General features: G+C 68.6%; 21 protein-coding genes. 6 read left to right on the top strand and 15 right to left on the bottom strand.

Annotated elements, in window-relative coordinates; translation table 11 throughout:
- Positions 1-507: serine hydrolase domain-containing protein (locus tag G6026_RS00370; protein ID WP_182611908.1), on the bottom strand; the 507-nt coding region annotated here is incomplete at its 3' end.
- A gap of 83 nt (positions 508-590) precedes the next feature.
- Between G6026_RS00370 and G6026_RS00375 the strand changes: the two genes are divergently transcribed.
- The 3 genes from G6026_RS00375 (at position 591) to G6026_RS00380 (ending at position 2,231) form a co-directional block, all read left to right on the top strand.
- Positions 591-1,259, top strand: coding sequence for a TetR/AcrR family transcriptional regulator (locus G6026_RS00375; protein WP_107755384.1), 669 nt, complete (start codon positions 591-593; stop codon positions 1,257-1,259).
- Between the two features lie 68 nt (positions 1,260-1,327).
- Positions 1,328-1,450, top strand: coding sequence for a hypothetical protein (locus tag G6026_RS17830; protein ID WP_255412659.1), 123 nt, complete (start codon positions 1,328-1,330; stop codon positions 1,448-1,450).
- Positions 1,451-1,550: 100 nt separating this feature from the next.
- Positions 1,551-2,231, top strand: a complete 681-nt coding sequence (locus G6026_RS00380; protein WP_182611909.1) for a TetR/AcrR family transcriptional regulator — start codon at positions 1,551-1,553, stop codon at positions 2,229-2,231.
- 25 nt (positions 2,232-2,256) lie between these two features.
- Here G6026_RS00380 and G6026_RS00385 read toward each other — a convergent pair whose 3' ends face one another.
- From G6026_RS00385 to G6026_RS00395, 3 genes are read right to left on the bottom strand one after another with little or no spacing between them, the layout of a single operon-like run.
- A complete protein-coding gene (locus G6026_RS00385; protein WP_182611910.1) occupies positions 2,257-3,747 on the bottom strand; it encodes a sodium:solute symporter in 1,491 nt (496 codons plus the stop codon).
- Positions 3,744-4,793, bottom strand: a complete 1,050-nt coding sequence (locus G6026_RS00390) for an isopenicillin N synthase family oxygenase (protein WP_182611911.1) — start codon at positions 4,791-4,793, stop codon at positions 3,744-3,746. The genes G6026_RS00385 and G6026_RS00390 overlap by 4 nt, the downstream gene beginning before the upstream one ends.
- Positions 4,786-5,508 carry a hypothetical protein gene (locus G6026_RS00395; RefSeq protein WP_241725888.1) on the bottom strand — a complete coding sequence of 241 codons (723 nt, stop codon included), beginning with the start codon at positions 5,506-5,508 and terminating at the stop codon, positions 4,786-4,788. Before G6026_RS00395 ends, G6026_RS00390 begins: the two co-directional genes overlap by 8 nt.
- Before the next feature lie 176 nt (positions 5,509-5,684).
- On the opposite strand from G6026_RS00395, the gene G6026_RS00400 reads away from it, so the two are divergent.
- A complete protein-coding gene (locus G6026_RS00400; RefSeq protein WP_182611912.1) occupies positions 5,685-6,317 on the top strand; it encodes a Type 1 glutamine amidotransferase-like domain-containing protein in 633 nt (210 codons plus the stop codon).
- Between the two features lie 64 nt (positions 6,318-6,381).
- Positions 6,382-7,287 carry an alpha/beta hydrolase gene (locus G6026_RS00405; RefSeq protein ID WP_182611913.1) on the top strand — a complete coding sequence of 302 codons (906 nt, stop codon included), beginning with the start codon at positions 6,382-6,384 and terminating at the stop codon, positions 7,285-7,287.
- Positions 7,288-7,337: 50 nt separating this feature from the next.
- Here G6026_RS00405 and G6026_RS00410 read toward each other — a convergent pair whose 3' ends face one another.
- Genes G6026_RS00410 through G6026_RS00450 form a run of 9 tightly spaced genes read right to left on the bottom strand, consistent with a single transcriptional unit; the run spans position 7,338 to position 17,824 of the window.
- Positions 7,338-8,690: an aspartate aminotransferase family protein gene (locus tag G6026_RS00410; RefSeq protein ID WP_182611914.1), complete on the bottom strand. Its 1,353-nt coding sequence runs from the start codon at positions 8,688-8,690 to the stop codon at positions 7,338-7,340.
- Between the two features lie 53 nt (positions 8,691-8,743).
- Positions 8,744-9,448: an HAD family phosphatase gene (locus tag G6026_RS00415; protein WP_182611915.1), complete on the bottom strand. Its 705-nt coding sequence runs from the start codon at positions 9,446-9,448 to the stop codon at positions 8,744-8,746.
- Positions 9,445-10,953: an amidase family protein gene (locus G6026_RS00420; RefSeq protein WP_182611916.1), complete on the bottom strand. Its 1,509-nt coding sequence runs from the start codon at positions 10,951-10,953 to the stop codon at positions 9,445-9,447. Before G6026_RS00420 ends, G6026_RS00415 begins: the two co-directional genes overlap by 4 nt.
- A 46-nt stretch (positions 10,954-10,999) precedes the next feature.
- The gene (locus tag G6026_RS00425; protein WP_182611917.1) at positions 11,000-12,316 is read right to left on the bottom strand and encodes a M20 family metallo-hydrolase; all 1,317 of its coding nucleotides are present in this window, start codon (positions 12,314-12,316) and stop codon (positions 11,000-11,002) included.
- Positions 12,316-13,260, bottom strand: coding sequence for a choline kinase family protein (locus tag G6026_RS00430; RefSeq protein WP_182611918.1), 945 nt, complete (start codon positions 13,258-13,260; stop codon positions 12,316-12,318). Before G6026_RS00430 ends, G6026_RS00425 begins: the two co-directional genes overlap by 1 nt.
- Positions 13,257-14,183, bottom strand: coding sequence for an aminoglycoside phosphotransferase family protein (locus tag G6026_RS00435; protein WP_182611919.1), 927 nt, complete (start codon positions 14,181-14,183; stop codon positions 13,257-13,259). The genes G6026_RS00430 and G6026_RS00435 overlap by 4 nt, the downstream gene beginning before the upstream one ends.
- A 34-nt stretch (positions 14,184-14,217) precedes the next feature.
- Positions 14,218-15,237, bottom strand: a complete 1,020-nt coding sequence (locus tag G6026_RS00440) for an ABC transporter permease (protein WP_182611920.1) — start codon at positions 15,235-15,237, stop codon at positions 14,218-14,220.
- A complete protein-coding gene (locus tag G6026_RS17835) occupies positions 15,234-16,853 on the bottom strand; it encodes a sugar ABC transporter ATP-binding protein (RefSeq protein WP_182611921.1) in 1,620 nt (539 codons plus the stop codon). The genes G6026_RS00440 and G6026_RS17835 overlap by 4 nt, the downstream gene beginning before the upstream one ends.
- Positions 16,850-17,824, bottom strand: a complete 975-nt coding sequence (locus G6026_RS00450; protein WP_182611922.1) for a sugar ABC transporter substrate-binding protein — start codon at positions 17,822-17,824, stop codon at positions 16,850-16,852. The genes G6026_RS17835 and G6026_RS00450 overlap by 4 nt, the downstream gene beginning before the upstream one ends.
- Before the next feature lie 292 nt (positions 17,825-18,116).
- On the opposite strand from G6026_RS00450, the gene G6026_RS00455 reads away from it, so the two are divergent.
- Positions 18,117-18,812, top strand: coding sequence for a LuxR family transcriptional regulator (locus G6026_RS00455; RefSeq protein WP_182611923.1), 696 nt, complete (start codon positions 18,117-18,119; stop codon positions 18,810-18,812).
- 22 nt (positions 18,813-18,834) lie between these two features.
- Here G6026_RS00455 and bluB read toward each other — a convergent pair whose 3' ends face one another.
- Together bluB and G6026_RS00465 are read right to left on the bottom strand one after the other, a co-directional pair.
- Positions 18,835-19,449, bottom strand: coding sequence for a 5,6-dimethylbenzimidazole synthase (gene bluB / locus G6026_RS00460; RefSeq protein ID WP_309230178.1), 615 nt, complete (start codon positions 19,447-19,449; stop codon positions 18,835-18,837).
- Positions 19,446-19,842, bottom strand: a 397-nt coding sequence (locus G6026_RS00465; RefSeq protein ID WP_182611925.1) for a precorrin-3B C(17)-methyltransferase, incomplete at its 5' end; no start/stop codon positions are given. The genes bluB and G6026_RS00465, both read right to left, overlap by 4 nt.

The following is a 19,842-nucleotide window of genomic DNA, read 5'->3' on the forward strand; positions in this document are numbered from 1 at the left end:
GTGGCGCTCGAGCCAGTGCGCCAGGGGCTTCCCGAGGTCGCCGGGCCCGGCAGGCGGCGGCATCAGGGTCGACTCGACGAGTCCCGCGTGGTGCGTCAGGAGATGCCGCCCCGTGAGGGGCGTGCGGTCGGCGGGCGCCCGCTCATCCCGCAGCACCACCCCGCTGGAGTGTTCGATCGGCGCGTCGAGATCCAAGGAGCCCTCCTCGTGCAGCGTGAGGGCGGTCAGGGCGGTGACGACCTTGGAGACCGAGGCGACCGGGAGGCGCGAGTCCGTGCCGAGGGGGCGCTCCCCCTCGGCGTCGGCGTGGCCCCAGGCCCGGAGAAGCGGGGTCGTCGAACCATCCACGACGGACACGACCATGCCTGCGGTCGACCGCCCCACGACTTCCTGCGCGATGCGTTCGATCCGGTCGTGCAGGGCGCCGCCATCCGGTCGGGCCTGGGCGGTCACAGGCGCGAGAGCGGTCAGGGTGGCCACCAGGGAGACGACGAGAGCGCGGTGCACTCGCTCCACCTTTCCGATACGGGTGTGTTGGTTTCTGGAGACTACGGTATGCACATCGGATCGACGACGTGGGGGGAGGGCGCATGGGGCGCAGCGCGAAGGGGCGTCAGCGTCAACGCGACGTCGTGGCGGCGGCGTTGCGGTTGGTCGCTCGTGGGGGCATCCCGGCCGCCTCCGTCCGCGGTGTCGCCGCGGAGGCGGGAATGTCAGTCGGGGCGGTGCGGCACTTCTTTCCCACCCAGGAACAACTGCTGGAACAGGTCATGGCCGATGTCACCGCCGAGGCCGCCCATCGGCTCGTGCCCCTGATCCGCGCACTGGGCGACGCCACCACCGCCGCGGAAGGGCGGGACGCCGCGTGTGCGCTGCTCGAAGAACTGCTGCCGCTGGACGAGCGTCGCCGCGTGGAGTGGTTCCTCTGGTCGGCCGTCGCCCACTCCGCGACGCACCCGGCCGGACTGGACCGGTGGCGGGAAGCCGGGTGGGCGGGCGTCCGACATCAGTGTCGTCGGGTGGTCGGGCATCTCAACGACAGGGCGGTTCCGATCGTCGAGGCGGACACGATGGATGTGCACGACGTAGTCGACTCGACCGCGACGATTCCCGAACTGGAGGATCCTGCCCTCGAGGCGAGGGTGACGGCACTCCATGCGGCGCTTGACGGGCTTGCCGCGCAGCTGACGGCCACCCCGGCGCCTATCGACGGGGCGAGTGCCCGGCACGCCCTCCGAGAGCTGGTCGGAATCCTCTGACCGGACCGGGCGCCGGGCCCTCGGTCGCCGACGGGGGTCGGCTGGGCGGTGGTCGCGCTGATGTTCCTGTGGCCGACTTCGCCGACCTGCTGGACTTCCCCGGGTGGCCCCGGTCGCTCTCGCCGGTGCACCATCTCGCCGCGGTCCCGGTGGAGGAGTTCGCCCGGCGCCGTTCCTGCTGGTCCTGGTGATGACCGGCGCGCCCGTGACCGCGGGTCTGGTGGGGTCCAGGCGTCGGCAGGTGGTCACAGGCTGACTGCGACCGGACGGGGCGTTGGTAGCCTCTGCCGGGTGACGAGGACTCGTGGACGGCCGCGCCGCAACCCCGGGTCGCCGACCGGACTCGGCAGCGAGCAGGACATCCTGCACGCCGCGGGCGAACTGTTCGTCACCAAGGGATTCGGCCGTACCAGCACCCGGGCCATCGCCGAGGGCGCGGGCCTGCAGCAGGCCAGCGTCTACCACTGGTTCAGCTCCAAGGACGAGATCCTGCTCCGGCTGGTGCTCGGCACCGTGATCCCGTCCCACCGGATCGCCGACCGGTTGCTCGAGAGCGACGCCCCGGGACACGTGCTGTTGTGGGCCCTGGCGTACGCCGATGCGCGGCTGCTGCACGAGGATCCGCAGAACCTGGGTGTGCTGTACTTCGAACCGGCTCTCGACGGCGACCATTTCAGCGAGTTCCACGAGGTCCGGGACTCGCTGCACGAGGCCTACCGGGTGCTGCTCGAGCGCACGACGGGGGAACGCGCCACTGACGTCGACGTGGCGATGGTCGTCGGACTGGTGGAGAACGTCATCACCTACCGGCGCCGGACGCGGTCACCGATTCCGGACGACACCCCGGCCCGGGTCGCCGATGCCGCACTGACGCTGGCGCGGGTCCCGGACCTCCTCACCGACGAGACCCGGGCCCGGGGAACCGAGAATCTCGCTGCTCTCGATCCCCCGGGCCCGGGGTCTGTCGACTGACGCCGCCCGCTGGGTGTACTGACGGCTAGGCCCTCGCGGGAACCTCGACGTCCCGGTCCGGTTCCGGCTCGTCGACGGAGGGTGTCGCCGTGGCCTTCCGGGGGTCGGGCCGTGTGTCGGTGGCGGCCACCGCCACGTAGACCACGAAGGACACGGCTGCGGCGAGGAACGTCGTCCAGCCGTCGACGCTGGTGGTGATCACCTCGTTCGGGAAGTACAGCAGGGTGTTGTCCACCCCGTAGATGGTCGGGGTGAAGACGAAGAACCCGAGCCGCACGCCCAGTCCCAGCGCGGCGGAGATGACCAGCGCCCTCGTGCTGACCAGGCGGGTCCACAGGGAGAGCAGGAACGGCACCACGAGACTCGCGCACAGCAGGTCGAAGGTCAGCGTGAGGAGGATCCCGGTGTGGTTGACCCGGAGTGCGACGACGATGCCGATGGCCGCGACGGGGACCATCGCCCACCGGGAGGCCTGGAGCACGCTCAACCGCAGATTCCTGGTGTCGAGGATGGTGCCCACGACGATGGACGAGGTCGCGAGGAGGATGCCGCTGACCGTGGTGAGGGAGGCGGCCAGCAGGGCCGAGATGACCAGCATCGCGATCGGGGTGGGTACCGGCCCGGTGAGGAGTTGGAAGAGGATCGGCGACTCGGAGCCGCTGTCCCCGAGCAGTCCCGCCCCGGCCACGGCGACCGCGGCCAGCGGGACGCACAGGACCACGGTCCCGACGGCGGCGATCAGGCTGGCCGCCCTGGCGCCCCGGGCGGACCTGGCCGAGGACACGCGTTGGAAGACGTCGATGGCCACCAGGTTGCCGAAGCCCAGCGCGAAGAGCGTCGCCCAGTTGATCGCCGCGCCCGCCGCAGGGGCGGTCAGCTGTTCGAGATCCGAGATGCCCAACCCCTCGGCAGCGGTGTACCCGGGGCCGAGGAACATCCACAGCGTCAGCCCGACGAACCCGACCCCCATCACCACCATGAGGAACAGTCCCGTGTACACGGACGCGAACATCCCGCCGACCATCGTGTAGGCGAGGATCGCGACGGTGACGAACACGATCGCGGCCCAGTAGGGCACCCCGACGAAGTGGTCCATCATGTGTCCCAGGGCGACGAGGTTGCCCGCCATGAGGATGCCGAAGCTGGAGACCGTCAGGACGGCCGACAGTATCTCGCCGGTGCGGCCGAACGTCTGCCGGAAGTAACCGGGCAGGGAGTACAGCTCGCGCTCCCGGACCTTCTCGGCCACGAAGAGCCCCATCAACAGGAACGACACGGCGATCCCCAGGGGCATCGCGGCTCCGGCCCAGAATCCGAAACCGCCCGCGAGATCCGCCGCTCCGACGGTCGCGTTGGAGTCGATCACCTGGGACATCAGCAGGACGGCGACGAGCGGCACGGTCAGCGTGCGGCCGGCGACGGCGAAGTTGCGGTTCTCTCCCCGCACCCTCTTCGACGACAGCAGACCCAGGACGACGAGCAGGGCGACGGTGCCGCCGATGGCGAGACTGATCATCGGGTCTCACCCACCAGGGCGGTCTCGCGACCGAGCGAGTACAGGGGACGCGCGCCCTCCGGCAGTGCGACCTCACCGTCCGCGATCCGCCTCCTCAGGTAGGCGAAGCTCTGCGCGGTCTGGGCGAACAGGTGCTCGCCGGAGTGCATCGGCTCGTACACGGAGTCATTGGACCCGGGGAACGTCAGGGGAGCGACCACCGTGTCGTAGTCGACCGTGAAGAACAACGGGTAGGAATACCGTTCCCGCGAGACCTTCCGGACCCGGTGCGAGGTGGCGACGAAGGCGCCGTTGGTCCACACCTCCAGCAGGTCCCCGATGTTCACGACGATGGCGTCCTCGCGGAACGGGACCTCGATCCACTCTCCCCGGCCGTTCATCACCTCCAGCCCGGGAGCGGTGGGCCTCAGCAGGGTCAACGCCTCGTAGTCGGTGTGCGCTCCGATCCCGGGACGGTCATGGGCGTCAGGGTTGTGCGGGTAGTGGATGAGACGCAGCTGCGAGGGCGGCTGGGTCACCGACCCGAGGAACGTGTCGGGATCGAGGTCGAGGTACCGGGCGAACGCCGCGAGGAGCCGCGACCCGAGGGTGAACACCTCGTCGTAGTAGGTCGTCACCGCCTCACGGAACCCCGGCAGATCGGGCCACTGGTTCGGCCCGAGCAGCGGATTGCCGGCCACGTACTCCGGATGGTCCGCCGGCAGATCGATGGACAGGTCGAAGGCCTCCTTGAGGTCGGGGGTCGCGCCGGCGAAGACCTCCTCACCGACCGGGACGTACCCGCGGTGATTGGTGGAGTTGCCGATGTACACCTGCTGCTTGACGGCGTCGGGTTGGGCGAAGAACCGTTGCGAGGCCTCGTGCATGGCTGCGAAGGTCTCGTCGGCCACGCCGTGGTTGACGATGAGGAGGAACCCGACGCCTCGGGCCGCCTCGCCGAGCCGGTCGACGCACTCCTGAGAGGGGCCACCGGGATCGGCGAGCGTGGACACATCGATGATCGGGATCGACTCGAAGTCGGTGGTGGGACGGTGGAGGTCAGGCATTGTCGGCTCCTGGGTGGGCTGGTCGGGGCGGGTGGGACGGTCGGGCTGGGGGTATCGGTCCGGCGTCGTGGATCGGGTCGAAGAACGTGGACGTGCTGCCGCCCTCGCCGGTCTGCCAGGAGAGTGCGAAGCGGCCGTCCGACTCGGGGGAGAGGAAGAACCGGGGAGGCTCGGGGACCGACCACGACGAGTACCGGGCGCTCCAGCCCCGGTCGGTCCGTGACCCGATGTGCACCGATGCCGGCCGGTTCCCGGCGGAGTCGGCGCCGAGCGCGAGGCCGAAGCGGTCGCCCACGCAGACGACCACGGCCTCGGTTCCCTGGTCGTCGACCCCTCGGGCCTCCCACACCGGGCCGGGCTCGTCGGCGCAGCGCTGCCAGAGTTCGACGTAGTCGAGTTGCCGGCCCGCCTCCAGCAGGCCCCACCCCGGCACGTCGAAGAGTTGCCCGATGTCGGCGGAGCCGAAGGCCTCCCCGGCGGCGATGGCGTGGACCCATTCGAACTCGCCGGTGGCCGGGTCCGTGCACTCGAGTTCTCCGGCGAACCCCATGCGGAAGTGCGTCGCGCCTGCGGCGTCGGTGGAGAACCGCGCGTCGCAGAAGTACTGGTCACCCTGGATCCAGACGACGTCCGAGCACTGGTCGGGGACGGAGTCGCGGGAGTGGAACAGGTGGCGCCGGTAGGCCGCGGGGGCCGGGCGCGGGACGGGTTCCATAGGACTCCTTCAAATCGATCACTTGATCGGAAGTAGTCAAACGGTGGTGCGTTGCCGCGCTGTTACGTAGGCGTCAAAGGATGAGAAATTGGGTGATCACCGCTGGGCGCGTGCCGGTCGTCCCGGCGTCGGCGACACACCGCGAAGCGCCCGCGATCAGCTCGTAGAGTGGCGCCATGAACCTGCTCCTGCTGTCCCTCGGCGTGGGCGCCGTCCCCGACTTCCTCGCCGAGCACGTGAACCGTCCCGCACCCGTGGTGCGCATCGGATATCTGAACGATGCCGCCAGCCCGTACGCGGGGGCCGGGTTCGTGGCCGCGGAACGCGCGCAGTTGGCGGACCTGGGGTACGTCCTGACCGACCTCACCGCCGCCGATATCGACGACCCGCGTGAGTTCGCCGCCCTGCTCGACGGGCTCGACGCCCTGTACGTCGCCGGCGGCAACACCTTCGTGCTCCTGGCGGCGCTGCGCCGACACGGCGCGGATGCGGCCGTGGTCGAGCGGGTGCGGGCGGGGCTGCCCTACATCGGCTCGAGCGCCGGATCGGTCGTCGCCGGACCCGGCATCGAGCCGGTCAGCCTCATGGACGACCCCTCCGCCGCCCCCGACCTCGCCGACCGCAGCGGACTCGGACTGGTCGACACCGTGGTGATCCCCCACGCGGACGGCGCTCTCCCGCCCTACCCGCCCGAGCTCATCGCGCAGATCGAGGAGACCTATGGGGACAGCTACCCGCTGACCCTGGTCAACGACGACCAGGCGCTGCTCGTGGAGGACGGGTCGGCGCGGCTGGTCAGTTCGCCCTGACCGGACATCCAGCCGATTCGAGTTCCACCACCCCACGGGGATTCATCCGTTCCGGAGGACGACCATGCGCATCCCGTTTCTCGGCCGCATCCGCGATCGCCGCCAGTACCACCCCGATCTCCGACTCGCGTCAATGGTGCTGCCCCCGCGATTGGTGGGACCGCGGACACTGCCGGCGATACAGAAGCTCGGGACACTGCTGCCCGGACTGCGGGGAACGGAGACGCATGAACTCGAGTCGGGTGCGACCGTGCGGGTCTTCCGCCCCTCCGGTGAGTCCTCGACGCCCTCGCCAGGCCTGGTGTGGATCCACGGCGGTGGATACCTCGTCGGTTCTGCGGCGCAGGATGATGCACTCTGCCGGGCCTTTGCTCGGAGAACCGGTGCGACCGTCGTCTCGGTCGACTATCGGTTGGCGCCGCAGTTCCCCTTCCCGGCGGCGCTCGACGACTGTCACGCGGCGCTCGTCTGGCTGGCCGCCCAACCCGGCATCGACACCCGCCGGACAGCCATCGGCGGCGCGAGCGCCGGCGGTGGCCTCGCAGCCGCACTGGCGATCCGGGCGAGAGATGACGGCCCCGTCGACCCGGTACTGCAACTGCTCGTGTACCCGATGCTGGACGACCGCACCGACACCCCGGACCCACGACACCGACTGTGGGACGCTCGGTCGAATCGGTTCGGCTGGACGAGCTACCTGGGCGGCGCCGACCCGTCCACGGCGAGTCCGGCCCGCCACACCGAATTGGTGGGTGTCGCGCCGGCATGGGTCGGCGTCGGCACGGTGGATCTGTTCTTCGACGAGGACAAGGCCTACGCAGACCGCCTCGGGCGCGCCGGAGTGCGCTGCGAATTCGTCCCGGTGCCGGGGGCCTTCCACGGTTTCGACCTGGTCGTCACCCGCGCCGGGGTCAGCAAGGACTTCTTCCGAGCGCAGTGCGATGCGCTGAGGGAGGCGTTCGACGAGTGACGGGGTCGTGACTCAGTCCACCAGGACGACAACGGTCGAGGTTCAGGGGTTCACCTCCTCGCCGTGAGGACACGGAGCGACTCGTCGAGGGCGTCCGCGGCCCACGGGATGTCCGAGCTGGTGAAGGGCAACGGAGGCCGCAGCTTGAGCACGTTGCCGAAGGGGCCCGCGACCGAGGTCAGGACCCCGCGGTACTTGAGCTCCTCGAGCATGTCGAGTGCCAGTGCGTGGTCCGGTTCCCGCGTGGCGGGGTCCGTCACCAGTTCGACACCGATGAACAGGCCGGCCCCCCGGACGTCACCGACCTGGTGGTGGTTCTCGCCGACCTGCCGGAATGCGGCGAGAGCCTCGGCGCCGACGATCCTGGCGTGCTCCTGGAGACCCTCCTTCTCGATGACGTCGAGGACCGCCTGCGCCGCGGCCATCGAGACAGGGTTCCCACCGAACGTGTTGAAGTACGGCAGCGACCCGCTGAACGCCTCGAGCACGTCGGACCTGCCGAGGACACCCGCGACCGGGATCCCGTTGCCCATCGGCTTGCCCGTGGTGATGATGTCCGGTGTGACCCCGTGATTGGCGAATCCCCAGAAGTGGTCCCCGGTCCGCGCGAACCCCGGTTGGACCTCGTCGGCGATGAAGATCCCGCCGGCATCGTGGACCACGTCGATCGCCTCCGCCAGATAGTCGCCCGGGAGGACCCCGTCGGAAGAGAAGATGGAGTCCGCGATGAACCCGGCGAACGTCACCCCGGCCTCCTCCATGTCGGCGATGGTCTCGCGGACACGACGTGCGAACCACGACCCGATATCGGCCTCCCCCGTGCGGTAGGAGTCCGGGGCCTCGATCAGCCACACGTCGCTGCCGACCGGCTGGCCTGCGCCGAGGGCGGGGGACACGCCGGAGGAGAGCTCGGAATTGCCGTGGTAGGCCTCGGTGGTGGCGATCAACCCGGTGCCGCCGGAGAACGACTTGGCGACCCTCAGGGCGAGGTCGTTGGCCTCGGACCCCGTGCATACGTACATCGCCTTGTACGCCATCGGATCCATGTAGTCCGGGAGAGTGTTCCGGAAGCTGTCGGTGTAGTCGAGGATCCGCTCGTGGATGTACCGGGTGTGCGTGTTGAGTTGCGACATCTGGGTGTGGACGGCCTCCACCACCGCGGGGTGGGCGTGTCCGATACTGGCCACGTTGTTGTACATGTCCAGATACTTGGTGCCGTTCGCATCCCAGAGGTACTGGCCTTCACCCCGGACCAGGTGGACCGGGGTCCGGTAGAAGAGTCGATAGGACCCCCCCAGTAGCTCGTCGCGTCGATCCGTCAGCTTGCGCGTGGCCATATCGAGCCGATCGGCGTGTTCCGAACGGAACGAGTTGGCGTCCATGATCGTCGACCGTGCTGCCATTGCAGATGCCTCATCTCAAGTGGGGATGTCGTGTGTGATGGTTGCGGGGTCACTCAGCGATCTCTATCCGCCAACTGACGGATTCTCGCTGGTGGAGGGCCTGGACTGCGCGGTGGACCGACGTCGTCGGCCGTCCTGCCGACGAGGGAATTCCATCTCTCGTCCGCAAGGCTCGGAGCGATCTCCTCCTGGCAGCGGACCCCGATGGTCCGGAGTCCCGCAGCCCGAGCGGCCGTCAGGCCACGCCGTGAGTCCTCGACGCCCACGGTGTCGGAGGGATCGACGTTCAACAGTCGGCAGGCCTCCAAGTAGACGTCGGGCGCCGGTTTGCCGTTGTCCACCTCGTCGCCGCACACGGTGGCGTCGAAAACCGGCGCCCCGGGCGCCGCACGGAGCTTCTCCACGGTCTCGCGGAAGGCCATCGTGGCGAGCCCGACACGGTAGTCCGCAGCCCGCAACGACGAGATGAACTCCAGCGCCCCCGGGAGCCATGGCACATCGGATTTGAGTCGTGCGGTCACCTCTGCTGCGATGCGGGCGGTGAGCGTGTGCGCCGGTACCCCGACACCGAGCTGCTGCAGCAGCGCCGCCTGATCGGTGAGGGACATTCCCACCGACGCTGTGTCCTCGGCCTCGGTCCAGTGTCGACCGGCCTCCCGGGCTATGTTCCGACACGCGTCGTGGTAGTACGGCTCGGAGTCGACCAACGTCCCGTCGAGGTCAAAGACGACGGCGCGTACCGCGCGACTCGTGCTCATGAGGCGATCCCGCCAGTGCGGGGGGCGGTCGCTCCGGAGACCCCGGCCGATCGACGTCCCCGGTAGTAGCCGGTGTCGAGAGGTCTGTCGGGAAACGGGAAGGTCGGCCAGGTCATCTCCATCGGCCGGCGGGACTCGAGCCACTGAGCCAGGGCGAGCACCCGCTCGTCGTCGAACCGGCGACCCCAGAGCTGAACGCCGATCGGGTGGCCGTCCGCGGACCCGAACGCCACGGTGGCACAGGGTTGTCCGGTCTGGTTGCCCCAACAGGTCCACGAGCAGTGGGCGAGTGGGCGGTGTTCGTCGAGACCGACCATCTCGGCCCGGTAGCCCACTCCGGGAAGCGTGGGTGAGACGACGATGTCGAAACCGGAGAGACGGTCGTACACCCGGGACGCGCTGGACTGGACGTGGTGCAGGTCCCGGGCGTATTGCGTCGCGCCCAGGGAACCGGCGTCAGCACACCAGTCGGCGATCGCGGGGAGCACCGCGTCCCTCAGGTGCTCCGGTATCCCCTCCCATTCGGTGCGGGCGCGGACCTGGAAGACCCTGTCGAGCGGCGCGTACGGGTCCTCGTCGAACACCGGCGGCAGCTCGATCACCTCGGCTCCGGCGTCTCGCAGGCTCCCGGCGGCGTCCGACACGGCCGCCGCGACCTCCGGATGGAGGGTCTCCCCATAACCGAGGTCGAGTAGCAGACCGACTCGGAGGTCACGGACCTCGGCACCGCTCAGGACGGGAGGGACCCCGACGGGCGCCCCGGGAAGGCTTGAGTTGTCGCGGGGGTCGGGCCTGGCGATCACCGTGTAGAGCTCCGCGGCCTCGCGCGCCGAGCGGGCCATCGGACCGGGAGAACGCACCGTGCTGGGGGCGAGATGGGCGATCCGTCCCTGGGTCGGCTTCAGTGCGAACAGGCCGCAGTGACTGGCGGGGATCCGCACCGACCCCGCGATGTCGGTGCCGACCCCGGTCACTCCGATGCCGGCGGCGAGCGTGGCCCCGGCCCCTGCGCTGGAGCCCCCGGGGCTGGTCGAGAGGTTCCACGGGTTGCGGACGACCCCGTACAGCGAGCTCACACCAGAGGCGGACATACCGAAGTCGGGCATCGTCGTCTTGGCGAAGATCACCGCGCCCCCCTCCTTGAGCCGCGCTGCGGGCGGGGAGTCGGTGGTCGCGACCGGTACATCGACATGACCGCGGGAACCATGCCGCCACGGGGTGCCGACCGCGTTGATGCTGTCCTTGATCGAGACGGGCAGACCGTCGATCACACTCAGCGGCCGGCCCCTCCGCCAGCGTTCCCCAGAGGCAGCGGCCTGCTTCTCGGCCTCCTCCCGGTTGAGGTGGGCGATACCGTTGATAGTGCCGTTGACCTCGGCGATCCGTTCCAGGGTGTCCTCGAGGAGGTCCAGTGGTGTGATCGCGCCGTCCATGAATCCCTGTCGTAGTTCGGCGGATGATCGTGCGGTCAGTGGTTTCTCGTGCGTGAGCACTTCGTGCGACATCGGCTAGATCCTGTCTTCGGGTGGGTCCGCCACCTGCTCGGTGGGCTCAACGGAGGTCGTGCTGGACGAGCCGGGAGAGGACCGCGGTCAACGCACGCAGGCCCTTGAGCATGTCGTCGTCGCTGGTGAACTCCCATTCGCAGTGCGATGCGCCGTCCTTTGACGGGAGGAACAGCATGACCGTGGGATAGCACTGGTTCATCGCGACCGAGTCGTGGCCGATGAGGGTGTCCATGAGCAGCACGCTGAGCCCCTCGGACTCGGCCGCCTCCTGCGCCAACCGCACGCCGGCCGCCGAGAATTCATTGCGTGGGCGGACCACGAACTCGTCGATCTCGATGTCGGCCGCATGCTCGGCCGAGAGCTCGGTGAGTCGGCGGGTGATCTCCGCTCGTGCGCTCGCGACGTGGCAGTGATGACGTCCGCGGAGGTCGAGGATCAGGTCCACCTGACTGGCGATGACGCTCGGGGAGTTGGGGGACACGTCGAACTGCGCCACAGACGAGAGGAAGTCCGAGGCGGGGTAGTCCTTCGCGAGGTCGTTGACCAGGCAGACGATCTTCGCCGCCGGGAGCAACGCGTCCTTGCGATAGGCCAGGAGTGTGCCGGCGTGGGACTGCTCGCCGACGACCCGGGCACGCAGTTTCTGGGCCGTCCAGTTCCCACGGACCACCCCGACGTCGATCCCGGACTCCTCGAGCCGGCGGCCCTGCTCGATGTGGATCTCGCCGTACGCCGCGACGTCGAGGTCGAGGGCCTCGCCCAGGCGGCCGGTGGCCTCGAGGGCGTCGGCGACACTGACCCCGTCCGGGTCGGTCGTCGTCAGCGCCGTGTCGATGTCGATCGCCCCGGTGAACACCGACGACCCCATGATCGACGGCCCGAACCGCGACCCCTCCTCGTTGAACCAGTCCACCACGGCCAGGTTGAACGAGGGGTGGAGCTGGCCCCGGTCGACCGCGCGCCTCACCGCGTCCGCGGCGTGGAGCGCGGCGACGACCCCGTAGGGACCGTCGAACCGACCCCCGCGGGGTTGGCTGTCGGTGTGCGATCCGACCAGCACGAATGGCGCTCCCGGCACCAGCTCGAGCAGAGCGAAGATGTTGCCGATGCGGTCGGTTCGGACGGTGAACCCGGCCCTCTCGGCGAGCCCCTGGAACCAGTCGCGGACGCGACCGTGATCGGGTGTCCCGGCCTGGCGGTCGAGTCCCCCGCCCGAGGTCGCGCCGAAGGCGGTGCTCGCGTGGAAGTCGGCGAGAAACGCTCGGAGGTCGAGGAAACGTGTCGCCCGGACACCCTCCTCCACCGGGGCGCCCCGCGCCGCGGGCGCCTCCCCCGCCGTGACCGGTCCGTTCGATGCCATCACAGCGCCCCGAGCCACTGGGACCACCGGGGATCGCTCATCTGGCCCCGCGCCCGGAACAGCTTCAACACCCCGTACTTGTGGTAGTCGAAGTCCCACGTGCTGTTGAGCTGGTGATTGACGCACCCCCAGAGTCCCCACTTGAGGTCCGCGATGAACCGGCACACCTGCACTCGGGCGACCGTGCTCCACCCCGTGTGGCCGTAGGCCTCCTCGATGCATCTCAGTGACGTCGGCTCGTCGTAGAAGAACTCGGCGAGGATGAGCGCGAGATCGTAGGCGCGGTCATTGTTCGAGGCGAACTCGAAGTCGACGAGCTTCATCGGCCCGCTCTCGGCGACGAGGAAGTTGCCGGGCATCGGATCGTTGTGGCAGGGCACGAGGTCCAACCCGGAGGCCTCGAGGGCGGCCCTGGCGCGCGCGTACTCCCTGACGAGTGTCCGGGCGAAGTCGGGAAGCTGGACCTCCAGGCTCCGGACCTGTTCGAGATGCTCGTCCACGAGGTCGAACATCGTCTTGGTCAACGGAAGTGCGGGAATGGTGTGGAACTTGTCGTAGAGCCCCAGCACGTCCCGGGTGGTGTCCCACCTCTTCATGTCACCGTTCGTGCAGGCCCGGTAGCCGTCGAGGAACTCGGAGATCTCGGTCCCGGTGTCGCTGTCGAAATGCGCCACCCGGGGGCTGATGCCCATGGCCCCGGCCCGCTCCGCGGCGATGTTCGCCGCGTGTCGGTCGATGAAGGCGTCGGTGCCGTCGCCGGGAACCTTGAGGAAGTACCGGACGTCGTCGTCCCCGACGTGGACCAGCCAGTTGCTGTTCTGCAGGCCACCCACGACCGGTTCGTAGGAGACGTCCCGGCCCTCCCACTCGGCCACGTGGCGGATGTGTCTCTCCGCGTCGTGTTCGGCGGGTGTGCTGGCGGCACCGAGGGTCGTCGTGCTCATCGCGCCATCCTCATGTGGTCGTCGGTCGTGCGTGCTGTCAGAGCGGCTCGGGCGCGCAGGAACATCCAGTCCGAGAACTTCGAGTACTCCTGGGTGCCGGGGTCGAGACTGTCGGCCAGGACGCCGACGAGGGCCGAACGGTAGGCCTCGGCCACGCTGTAGAGACGGGCCCGGGCGTAGAGGCCGTCGTCGAACGCTCCCCATGCCTCCTCGAAGAGCTCCCGGCCGTCGTACTCGGAGTACGAGAACTCGAGGAGGACCGAACCGACGTCCTGCAGCGGGTCGGCGAGCGCAGCCCAGTCGAAGTCGAGGAGCAGCGTGGGCTGACCGCCCGACCCGAGAGCGACGTTCGAACAGTTGGCGTCGCCGTGGACGGGGACGGCGTCGAACCCGAGTGCCGACACGAGGTCGCCGATCTCGACGATCCGCTCGTGCATCCACCCGATGTCGCCCGGGAGCACGGTACCCATGGGTGCGATCCGGTCGTGGAGAGCCCGGACGTCGTCGAAGACCGTGGCCTGACGGAGCCCGGGGTCGTCGACAGCCCGGAAGAGACTGCGCGTCCTGAAGTAATCGGCGCGACTTCCCGGGTCCCGGAAATCGGCGAGCGTGGCGGTCTTGTGGGAGTCGGTGAGATCCTCCAGTGCCAGTTGCCCGCTGTCCGGGTCGACACCGAGGAGGACCGGGCCCAGCCCGGCCTCGCCCGCGGCCCGGGTGGCCCGGATCGCCGACGGGATGTCGATGTAGCTCCGGGCGGGAGTGGTGTGGCTCTTGACGAACACTGACCGGCCCGAGGCGTCGGTCGCCCGGAAGCGGATCGAGTCCGCTCCCCACCAGTTCGGACTGGCCATAGTCGGCGGGGGATCGGCGAGTGTCGGGTCGGACTTGAGTGGTCCCGGAGGTGCGGCCTGAAGTGTGGCCATGACCGGTTTCCTTCCTGGGTAGGGATGGGTGGGGTCAGAGCTTGCGGCGTAGGTACATGCGGAGTGCTTCGAGGCCGGAGGCGATGATCAGCACGATCCCGGACACGATGTTGACCATTTCCGAGCCGACGTTCATCAGCGTGAGGCCATTGCGCAGCACCGAGATGAACCAGACGCCCAACAGCACCCGCCACAGGCTCCCGCGGCCACCGGTGAAGGGGATTCCGCCGAGGAGCACCGCGGACAGGACGGTCACCTCGAATCCGGCCCCCAGCGTTCCTGCAGGGGCAGAGTCCAGACGGGAGACCAGGACGAGGCCCGCGACACCCGCTGCTGCGCCGACGGCGACGTAGAGCGAGAAGATCGTCGTCCTCACCCTGATCCCGGAGAGGTACGCGGCGCGGGTGTTCACCCCGATCGCCATGATGTGCTTGCCCAGGGCGGTGAAGCTCATGACGAGGATGCAGATCGCCGCCACCGCGATGGCGACCCATGCGATGTAGGAGATCCCCAGGGCGCTGCCGGTGCCGAAGGCGCGGACGGTGTCGTTGAACCCGTAGAGGGGGTCGGGTGACAGGGTCATGGCGGCACCGCGGCCCACGGCCAGCATTCCCAGGGTCACGACGATCGGTGAGATCGCCAGGTATCCGACGAGTCCGCCGTTGACCGCACCGACCAGCGCGCCGACACCGATCGCCACGGCGGCACCACCGAGGAACCCGAGCGGCCCGAAAGCCAGGGCGCCCGCCACTCCGGAGACCGCCATGGTCGAGCCGACGGAGAGATCGACGTACCCGGACATGAGCAGCATCGCGAAGGCCATGCTGATGATGATCAACGGCGCGTTCTGGGTGATGACGGTGAGCAGGTTGTTGACCGAGAGGAACGCGGACGTGTTGACGGAGAAGTAGACCATCAGCAGGACCACGGCCACCGGCATCACCGCGCCGATCGCCTTGAGGAGGACGTCGCGGGTGACGGTGGGGCTCGGGTCCGGGCTGTTGTTCCCGGGGCCCCCGCGGGACGGGGCCGGCAGTGTGGCGACGCTCATCATGCTGTGACTCCTTCGTATGACTCGACGGCCGCGGATTGTGCGTGGGTCAGGAGAGTGTCCTCACCGACGTCGGGGCCGAACACCTGACTGATCCGCCCCTCGTGGAGCACCACGATCCGATCCGCGAGCGCCACGGCCTCCTCGGGATCGGACGTCGTGAACATCACCGATCGGCCGGGCCGGGACGCGAACTCGCGGATCAGCCGATAGATCTGCTCGCGGGACCCGATGTCGACGCCCTGCGTCGGTTCGTCGAGGAGCAGGAAGCGACAGTCGCCGAGGCCGCTGAGCCAGCGGCCGACCATGATCTTCTGCGCGTTCCCTCCGGAGAACGAGCCGCCGGTCGCCTCCGCGTCCGGCGGCATCAGCTGGACCCTTTCCGCGACCCGGTCGAAGACCGGCTTCTCACGGTGGGGGAATCGGATCCCGAACCGAGAACGGCGGAAGTGGGGCATCAACAGGTTGTCCAGTCCCGAAAGGTCTCCGAACAGGGACTGGGCCGGTCGGTCGGATGCCACCAGGGCGATGCCCTTGCGGGCCGCCTGTCGGGGAGAAGCGGCGGTGGCGTCGGCGCCGCCGACGGTGATCGCCCCACCCCGGGCACGCCGGGCGCCCGCGATGGTCTCGAGGAGATTGGTCCGGCCGCCCCCCATCATCGCGTACAGGCCGACGATCTCACCCTCGCCGATCTCGAGGTCCAGCGGACCGCAGTACGAGGTCCGGAACCCCGAGAACTCGACGAATGTCGGTCCGGTGGCGCGCTCGGCACGCTCGTCCGCGCCGGTGACGGAGGGGGAGATTCCGCTGACCAGAGCGTCCATGGTCACCTCCCCACGGTCCCGGGTCCACAGCACTCTGCCGTCCCGAAGGACCGAGACCCGGTCGGCGACAGTCATGACCTCACCCAGCAGGTGGGTCACGAACACGACGGCGATACGTCGCTCGTAGGCGAGTCGGCGGATGGTCGTCAACAGCGCCGCGGCCTCGGTACGGCCGAGCGCCGCCGTCGGTTCGTCCAGGATGAGAACCGACGGGTCGCGTCGCAGGGCGCGGGTGATCTCCACGATCTGCTGTTGCCCGATGGAGAGCTTCTCCACCGGGGTCCGCGGGTCGATGTCCACGCCCAGATCGTCGAGCAGTCCTCGGGTGATCTGCTCCTGCTTCTGACGGCTGAGGACACCGCTCGTCGTGAGCTCGTCGCCCAGGAAGACGTTGTCCGCGACGGTGAGTGACCCGGCCAGCTGGAAGTGCTGGTAGATCACTGCGATGCCGGCGTCGAAGGCGGACGTGGGGGTGAAGCCGTCGTAGGACGTCCCGTCGACCACGATCTCGCCGCTGCTCGGACGGTGCGCCCCGCTCAGGCAGCTCAGCAGCGTCGACTTCCCGGCGCCGTTCGCGCCCAGGAACGCGTGGACCTCTCCGGTGCGGAATTCCAGGTCGACACCCTTGAGGACGGTGGTCGATCCGAAACGCTTGGTGAGGTTCCGGACGGCGAGTCCGCCTCCCGTCCTAGGCTCCGGGGTGGCCACCGGTCCGGGACCGCTGAACTCGTCGTCCCCCCGCGCCCCGAGATCAGCACCCGGGGGCCGTGCGGTGGTCCGGGAGAGGCCGCTCACTGGAACTGCGCCTTCATCTCGGCGAGGACGTCGGGGTCCTCGAGCGTGACCATGAGGTACGGCGACTCGTTGTTCGGATCGCCCTCTCCGGTGATCGCCGCGAGCGAGTTGTCGACGATCGACCGGGCGAGATGCCGGATGTCGATGGCGGCGCTGGCCTTGTAGTGGGTACCGTTCTCGATCGCTTCGAAGGCCTCCGGGAGACCGTCGTTCCCGACGATGTAGGTCTCCTCCGGAGGAATGTCAGAGGCGAGGAATGCCCCGAGGGCGCCGATCGCGGCGTCATCGTTGGTCCCGATGAAGATCCTCAGGTCGTCGTTCTCCGCGATCGCGTCGTCCGCCACCTGACGACCGCAGGTGGTGTCCCCGCAGTCCTGGAGGGAGACGATCTCGATGCCACGTCGTTCCAGCATCGCCGCCACCGGCTGCCACCGGCCGGCGAGAGGAGGAAGCGACGGGATCTCAGTGATCGCCGCGGTGATGCCGTCGGTGCCGTCCGGATAGTTTTCGTCCAGCCAGCCGTCCAAGTGCTCGGCGACCATGTTGCCGGAGTACTCGTTGTCGAAGCCGACGCTGCCGTCCTGGCCGTCCATGTGCGACGAGTAGGTGAGCCATGCCGTTCCGTTGGCCTGGGCCTGCTGTTGGAGCCCGGCGAAGGCGCCGGGGTCGGTCGGCCAGATGACGATCGCGTCGATCTGCTGGTTGACCCAGCTCTCCACCGTCTCCCGTTGGGACTCGAGGTTGGACTCGATAGTGCTGTCGAGGAGGACCTCGACACACTCGGAGGTGGCGCCGTACTCAGCGGCGTAGTTCTTCAGGGTGTTGACGAAGTCGACCTCACCGATCGGGTGGCTGAACCCGATCGTCCGGACCTCCTCGCAGACCTCCGAGACCGCCGTTCCGCTTCCGCTGTTCCCACCGCATGCAGTGAGAGACAACAGCCCGATCGACACGGTGGAGATGAGGGCCATTCGTGTGAATGCGCGTGATCTGAACACTGATTCTCCCAGAATAGATGAGTGCGGTCTTGACCTTCTCGTGTAGAAGTCGCCTCACCAGAATATTGAGCGAAAACCCGGACGGGCCATCCGTCACCTGACGGATCTTGTGAGGCGAAAAATGGAGACTTTACGTGGATCACTCGCACGGTTTACGAGACCGAAACACGCGCGCCCATAATTGGGCATATGCACGCGCGGACCGGTGGGTGACGCGCCGCGCGGAGCGGATCGACACGAGTGTGGTGGACGCAGGGTGGCGGGGATGACGAACACGACGATCGAGGCGATGGCGCAGTCCTTCGCCGATGCCACTGACCAGCACCCGGTGCGCCGAGTGGACGGGGCTCTGCAGCTGTCTCAGTATGTGCTCAAGGTCGATGCCATCGCGCTGACGATCCTGCCGGACTCGGGCGGCAGGCCGCACCTGGTGTCGAATATCGGATACGAACCGGGTGTTGTCGGTGTGTACGAGAAAGAATGGTTCGGAGCGACCCGGCGAAGAATATCTCGGCACGTGACTGATCCGGGCGGAATATATCCCTGGGAGCGCTCTGAATTCATTGACACGGAATATGTCAATGAAACACTGAAGCCAGCCGGATATAGAAACGGCATAACGCGTCCGCTCACCGCGAAAAACGGATCGATTTTCGGATTCATTCACACAAATATCGCCAAACCGAGTTTCGATAGTCGCACCCAGGAGATGTTCCGGGAGACCGTGGACCGGTTGGCGCACACGGCCTGGGCGGTCCACGTACGGATGACGTCGGGGCTCACCGAGCGGGAACGTGAGATACTCGCCCTGATCCGGGACGGTCTGAGTAATCCTGAGATCGCGGAGCGTCTGTATATCTCCCGCCGGACGGTGGCGACACACGTCGACCATCTGATGCGCAAGACCGGCACCAGGAGCCGGGCCCACACGGCCGCGTGGGCGGTCAGGTACGGATTCTGAGCAACCCCATCGCGGCCGGGATCTACACCCAGTCCACCGACAGCGGCGACCTGCGTCCCCACCCCATGGTCTGCAACAACGGTTCGTCCAGCTCGAGGGCGGGATGTCCCAGACAGAGGTACGCCAGGGGCCGGGCCCCGTCGGGCACGGGCACGCTGGAAGAGAGATGGCCCGGCTCGACCAGGCTCACCCAGCCCATGCCCAGGCCCTCGGCCGTCACGGCCAGCCACAGCAGCGTGATCGCGGCCACCACGCTGTACTCGGTGGCCGCCGGGACGCTCGTGGTGCCCAGGACCGGCCCGGCGGGCGGCCGGTGGCTGACGACCAGGCCGACCGGAGCCTGGAGGATGCCCTCGAGACGCAGCGAGTCGTAGAGTTCCCGTCGCGGACCGTCGAAGCGCTCGGACTCGGCGCGGCGCACGGTGCGGAATCCCTCGTGGACGGCCTCGCGCACGGCACGGTCGCGGACCACTGTGACGTGCCAGGGCTGACTCAGCCCGACGCTCGGGGCCACGGCGAAGACCTCGAGGAGGCGCTCGATGGTCTCGCGGGGGACCGGGGTGGGATCGAAATGCCGGTGATCGCGACGGGTGGCGAGGATCCGCCACAGCGCATCACGGTCGGGAGTCCCACTCACGGCCGCACGAACCGCGGACTCCACACGCGCCCCGACTCGGTGACGCGTGTCCCGGAGGCGCCCACGATGAGCAGGCACTTCATGTCCACCGAGCCGCAGTCGAGCTCGGCGAGAGTGGTGATCGCCAGCGATTCGCCCTCCCGGCCCACGTCGCGTCCCACGATCACCGGGGTGGCCGGGTCGCGATGCCGGAGGAGGACGTCGCGGGCGTCGGCGACCTGCCGGGTGCGCGAGCGCGAGGCGGGGTTGTACACCGCCAGGACCAGGTCCGCCGCGGCGATCGCGTCGAGACGCCGCGAGATGACCTCCCAGGGCTTGAGCCGGTCGGACAGGCTCATCACCGCGAAGTCCGCGCCGATGGGGGCCCCGGCCCGTGCGGCGACCGCCTGGACG

The sequence above is a fragment of the Dietzia sp. DQ11-38-2 genome (assembly GCF_014145055.1).
GTDB lineage: Bacteria > Actinomycetota > Actinomycetes > Mycobacteriales > Mycobacteriaceae > Dietzia.

Excerpts from the sequence above, each read along its gene's own strand:
- G6026_RS00375 (WP_107755384.1), top strand. The coding sequence starts at position 591 with ATGGGGCGCAGCGCGAAGGGGCGTCAGCGTCAACGCGACGTCGTGGCG.
- G6026_RS00385 (WP_182611910.1), bottom strand. The coding sequence starts at position 3,747 with ATGATCAGTCTCGCCATCGGCGGCACCGTCGCCCTGCTCGTCGTCCTG.
- G6026_RS00390 (WP_182611911.1), bottom strand. The coding sequence starts at position 4,793 with ATGCCTGACCTCCACCGTCCCACCACCGACTTCGAGTCGATCCCGATC.
- G6026_RS00395 (WP_241725888.1), bottom strand. The coding sequence starts at position 5,508 with ATGGAACCCGTCCCGCGCCCGGCCCCCGCGGCCTACCGGCGCCACCTG.
- G6026_RS00400 (WP_182611912.1), top strand. The coding sequence starts at position 5,685 with ATGAACCTGCTCCTGCTGTCCCTCGGCGTGGGCGCCGTCCCCGACTTC.
- G6026_RS00405 (WP_182611913.1), top strand. The coding sequence starts at position 6,382 with ATGCGCATCCCGTTTCTCGGCCGCATCCGCGATCGCCGCCAGTACCAC.
- G6026_RS00410 (WP_182611914.1), bottom strand. The coding sequence starts at position 8,690 with ATGGCAGCACGGTCGACGATCATGGACGCCAACTCGTTCCGTTCGGAA.
- G6026_RS00415 (WP_182611915.1), bottom strand. The coding sequence starts at position 9,448 with ATGAGCACGAGTCGCGCGGTACGCGCCGTCGTCTTTGACCTCGACGGG.
- G6026_RS00420 (WP_182611916.1), bottom strand. The coding sequence starts at position 10,953 with ATGTCGCACGAAGTGCTCACGCACGAGAAACCACTGACCGCACGATCA.
- G6026_RS00425 (WP_182611917.1), bottom strand. The coding sequence starts at position 12,316 with ATGGCATCGAACGGACCGGTCACGGCGGGGGAGGCGCCCGCGGCGCGG.
- G6026_RS00430 (WP_182611918.1), bottom strand. The coding sequence starts at position 13,260 with ATGAGCACGACGACCCTCGGTGCCGCCAGCACACCCGCCGAACACGAC.
- G6026_RS00435 (WP_182611919.1), bottom strand. The coding sequence starts at position 14,183 with ATGGCCACACTTCAGGCCGCACCTCCGGGACCACTCAAGTCCGACCCG.
- G6026_RS00440 (WP_182611920.1), bottom strand. The coding sequence starts at position 15,237 with ATGATGAGCGTCGCCACACTGCCGGCCCCGTCCCGCGGGGGCCCCGGG.
- G6026_RS00450 (WP_182611922.1), bottom strand. The coding sequence starts at position 17,824 with ATGGCCCTCATCTCCACCGTGTCGATCGGGCTGTTGTCTCTCACTGCA.
- G6026_RS00455 (WP_182611923.1), top strand. The coding sequence starts at position 18,117 with ATGACGAACACGACGATCGAGGCGATGGCGCAGTCCTTCGCCGATGCC.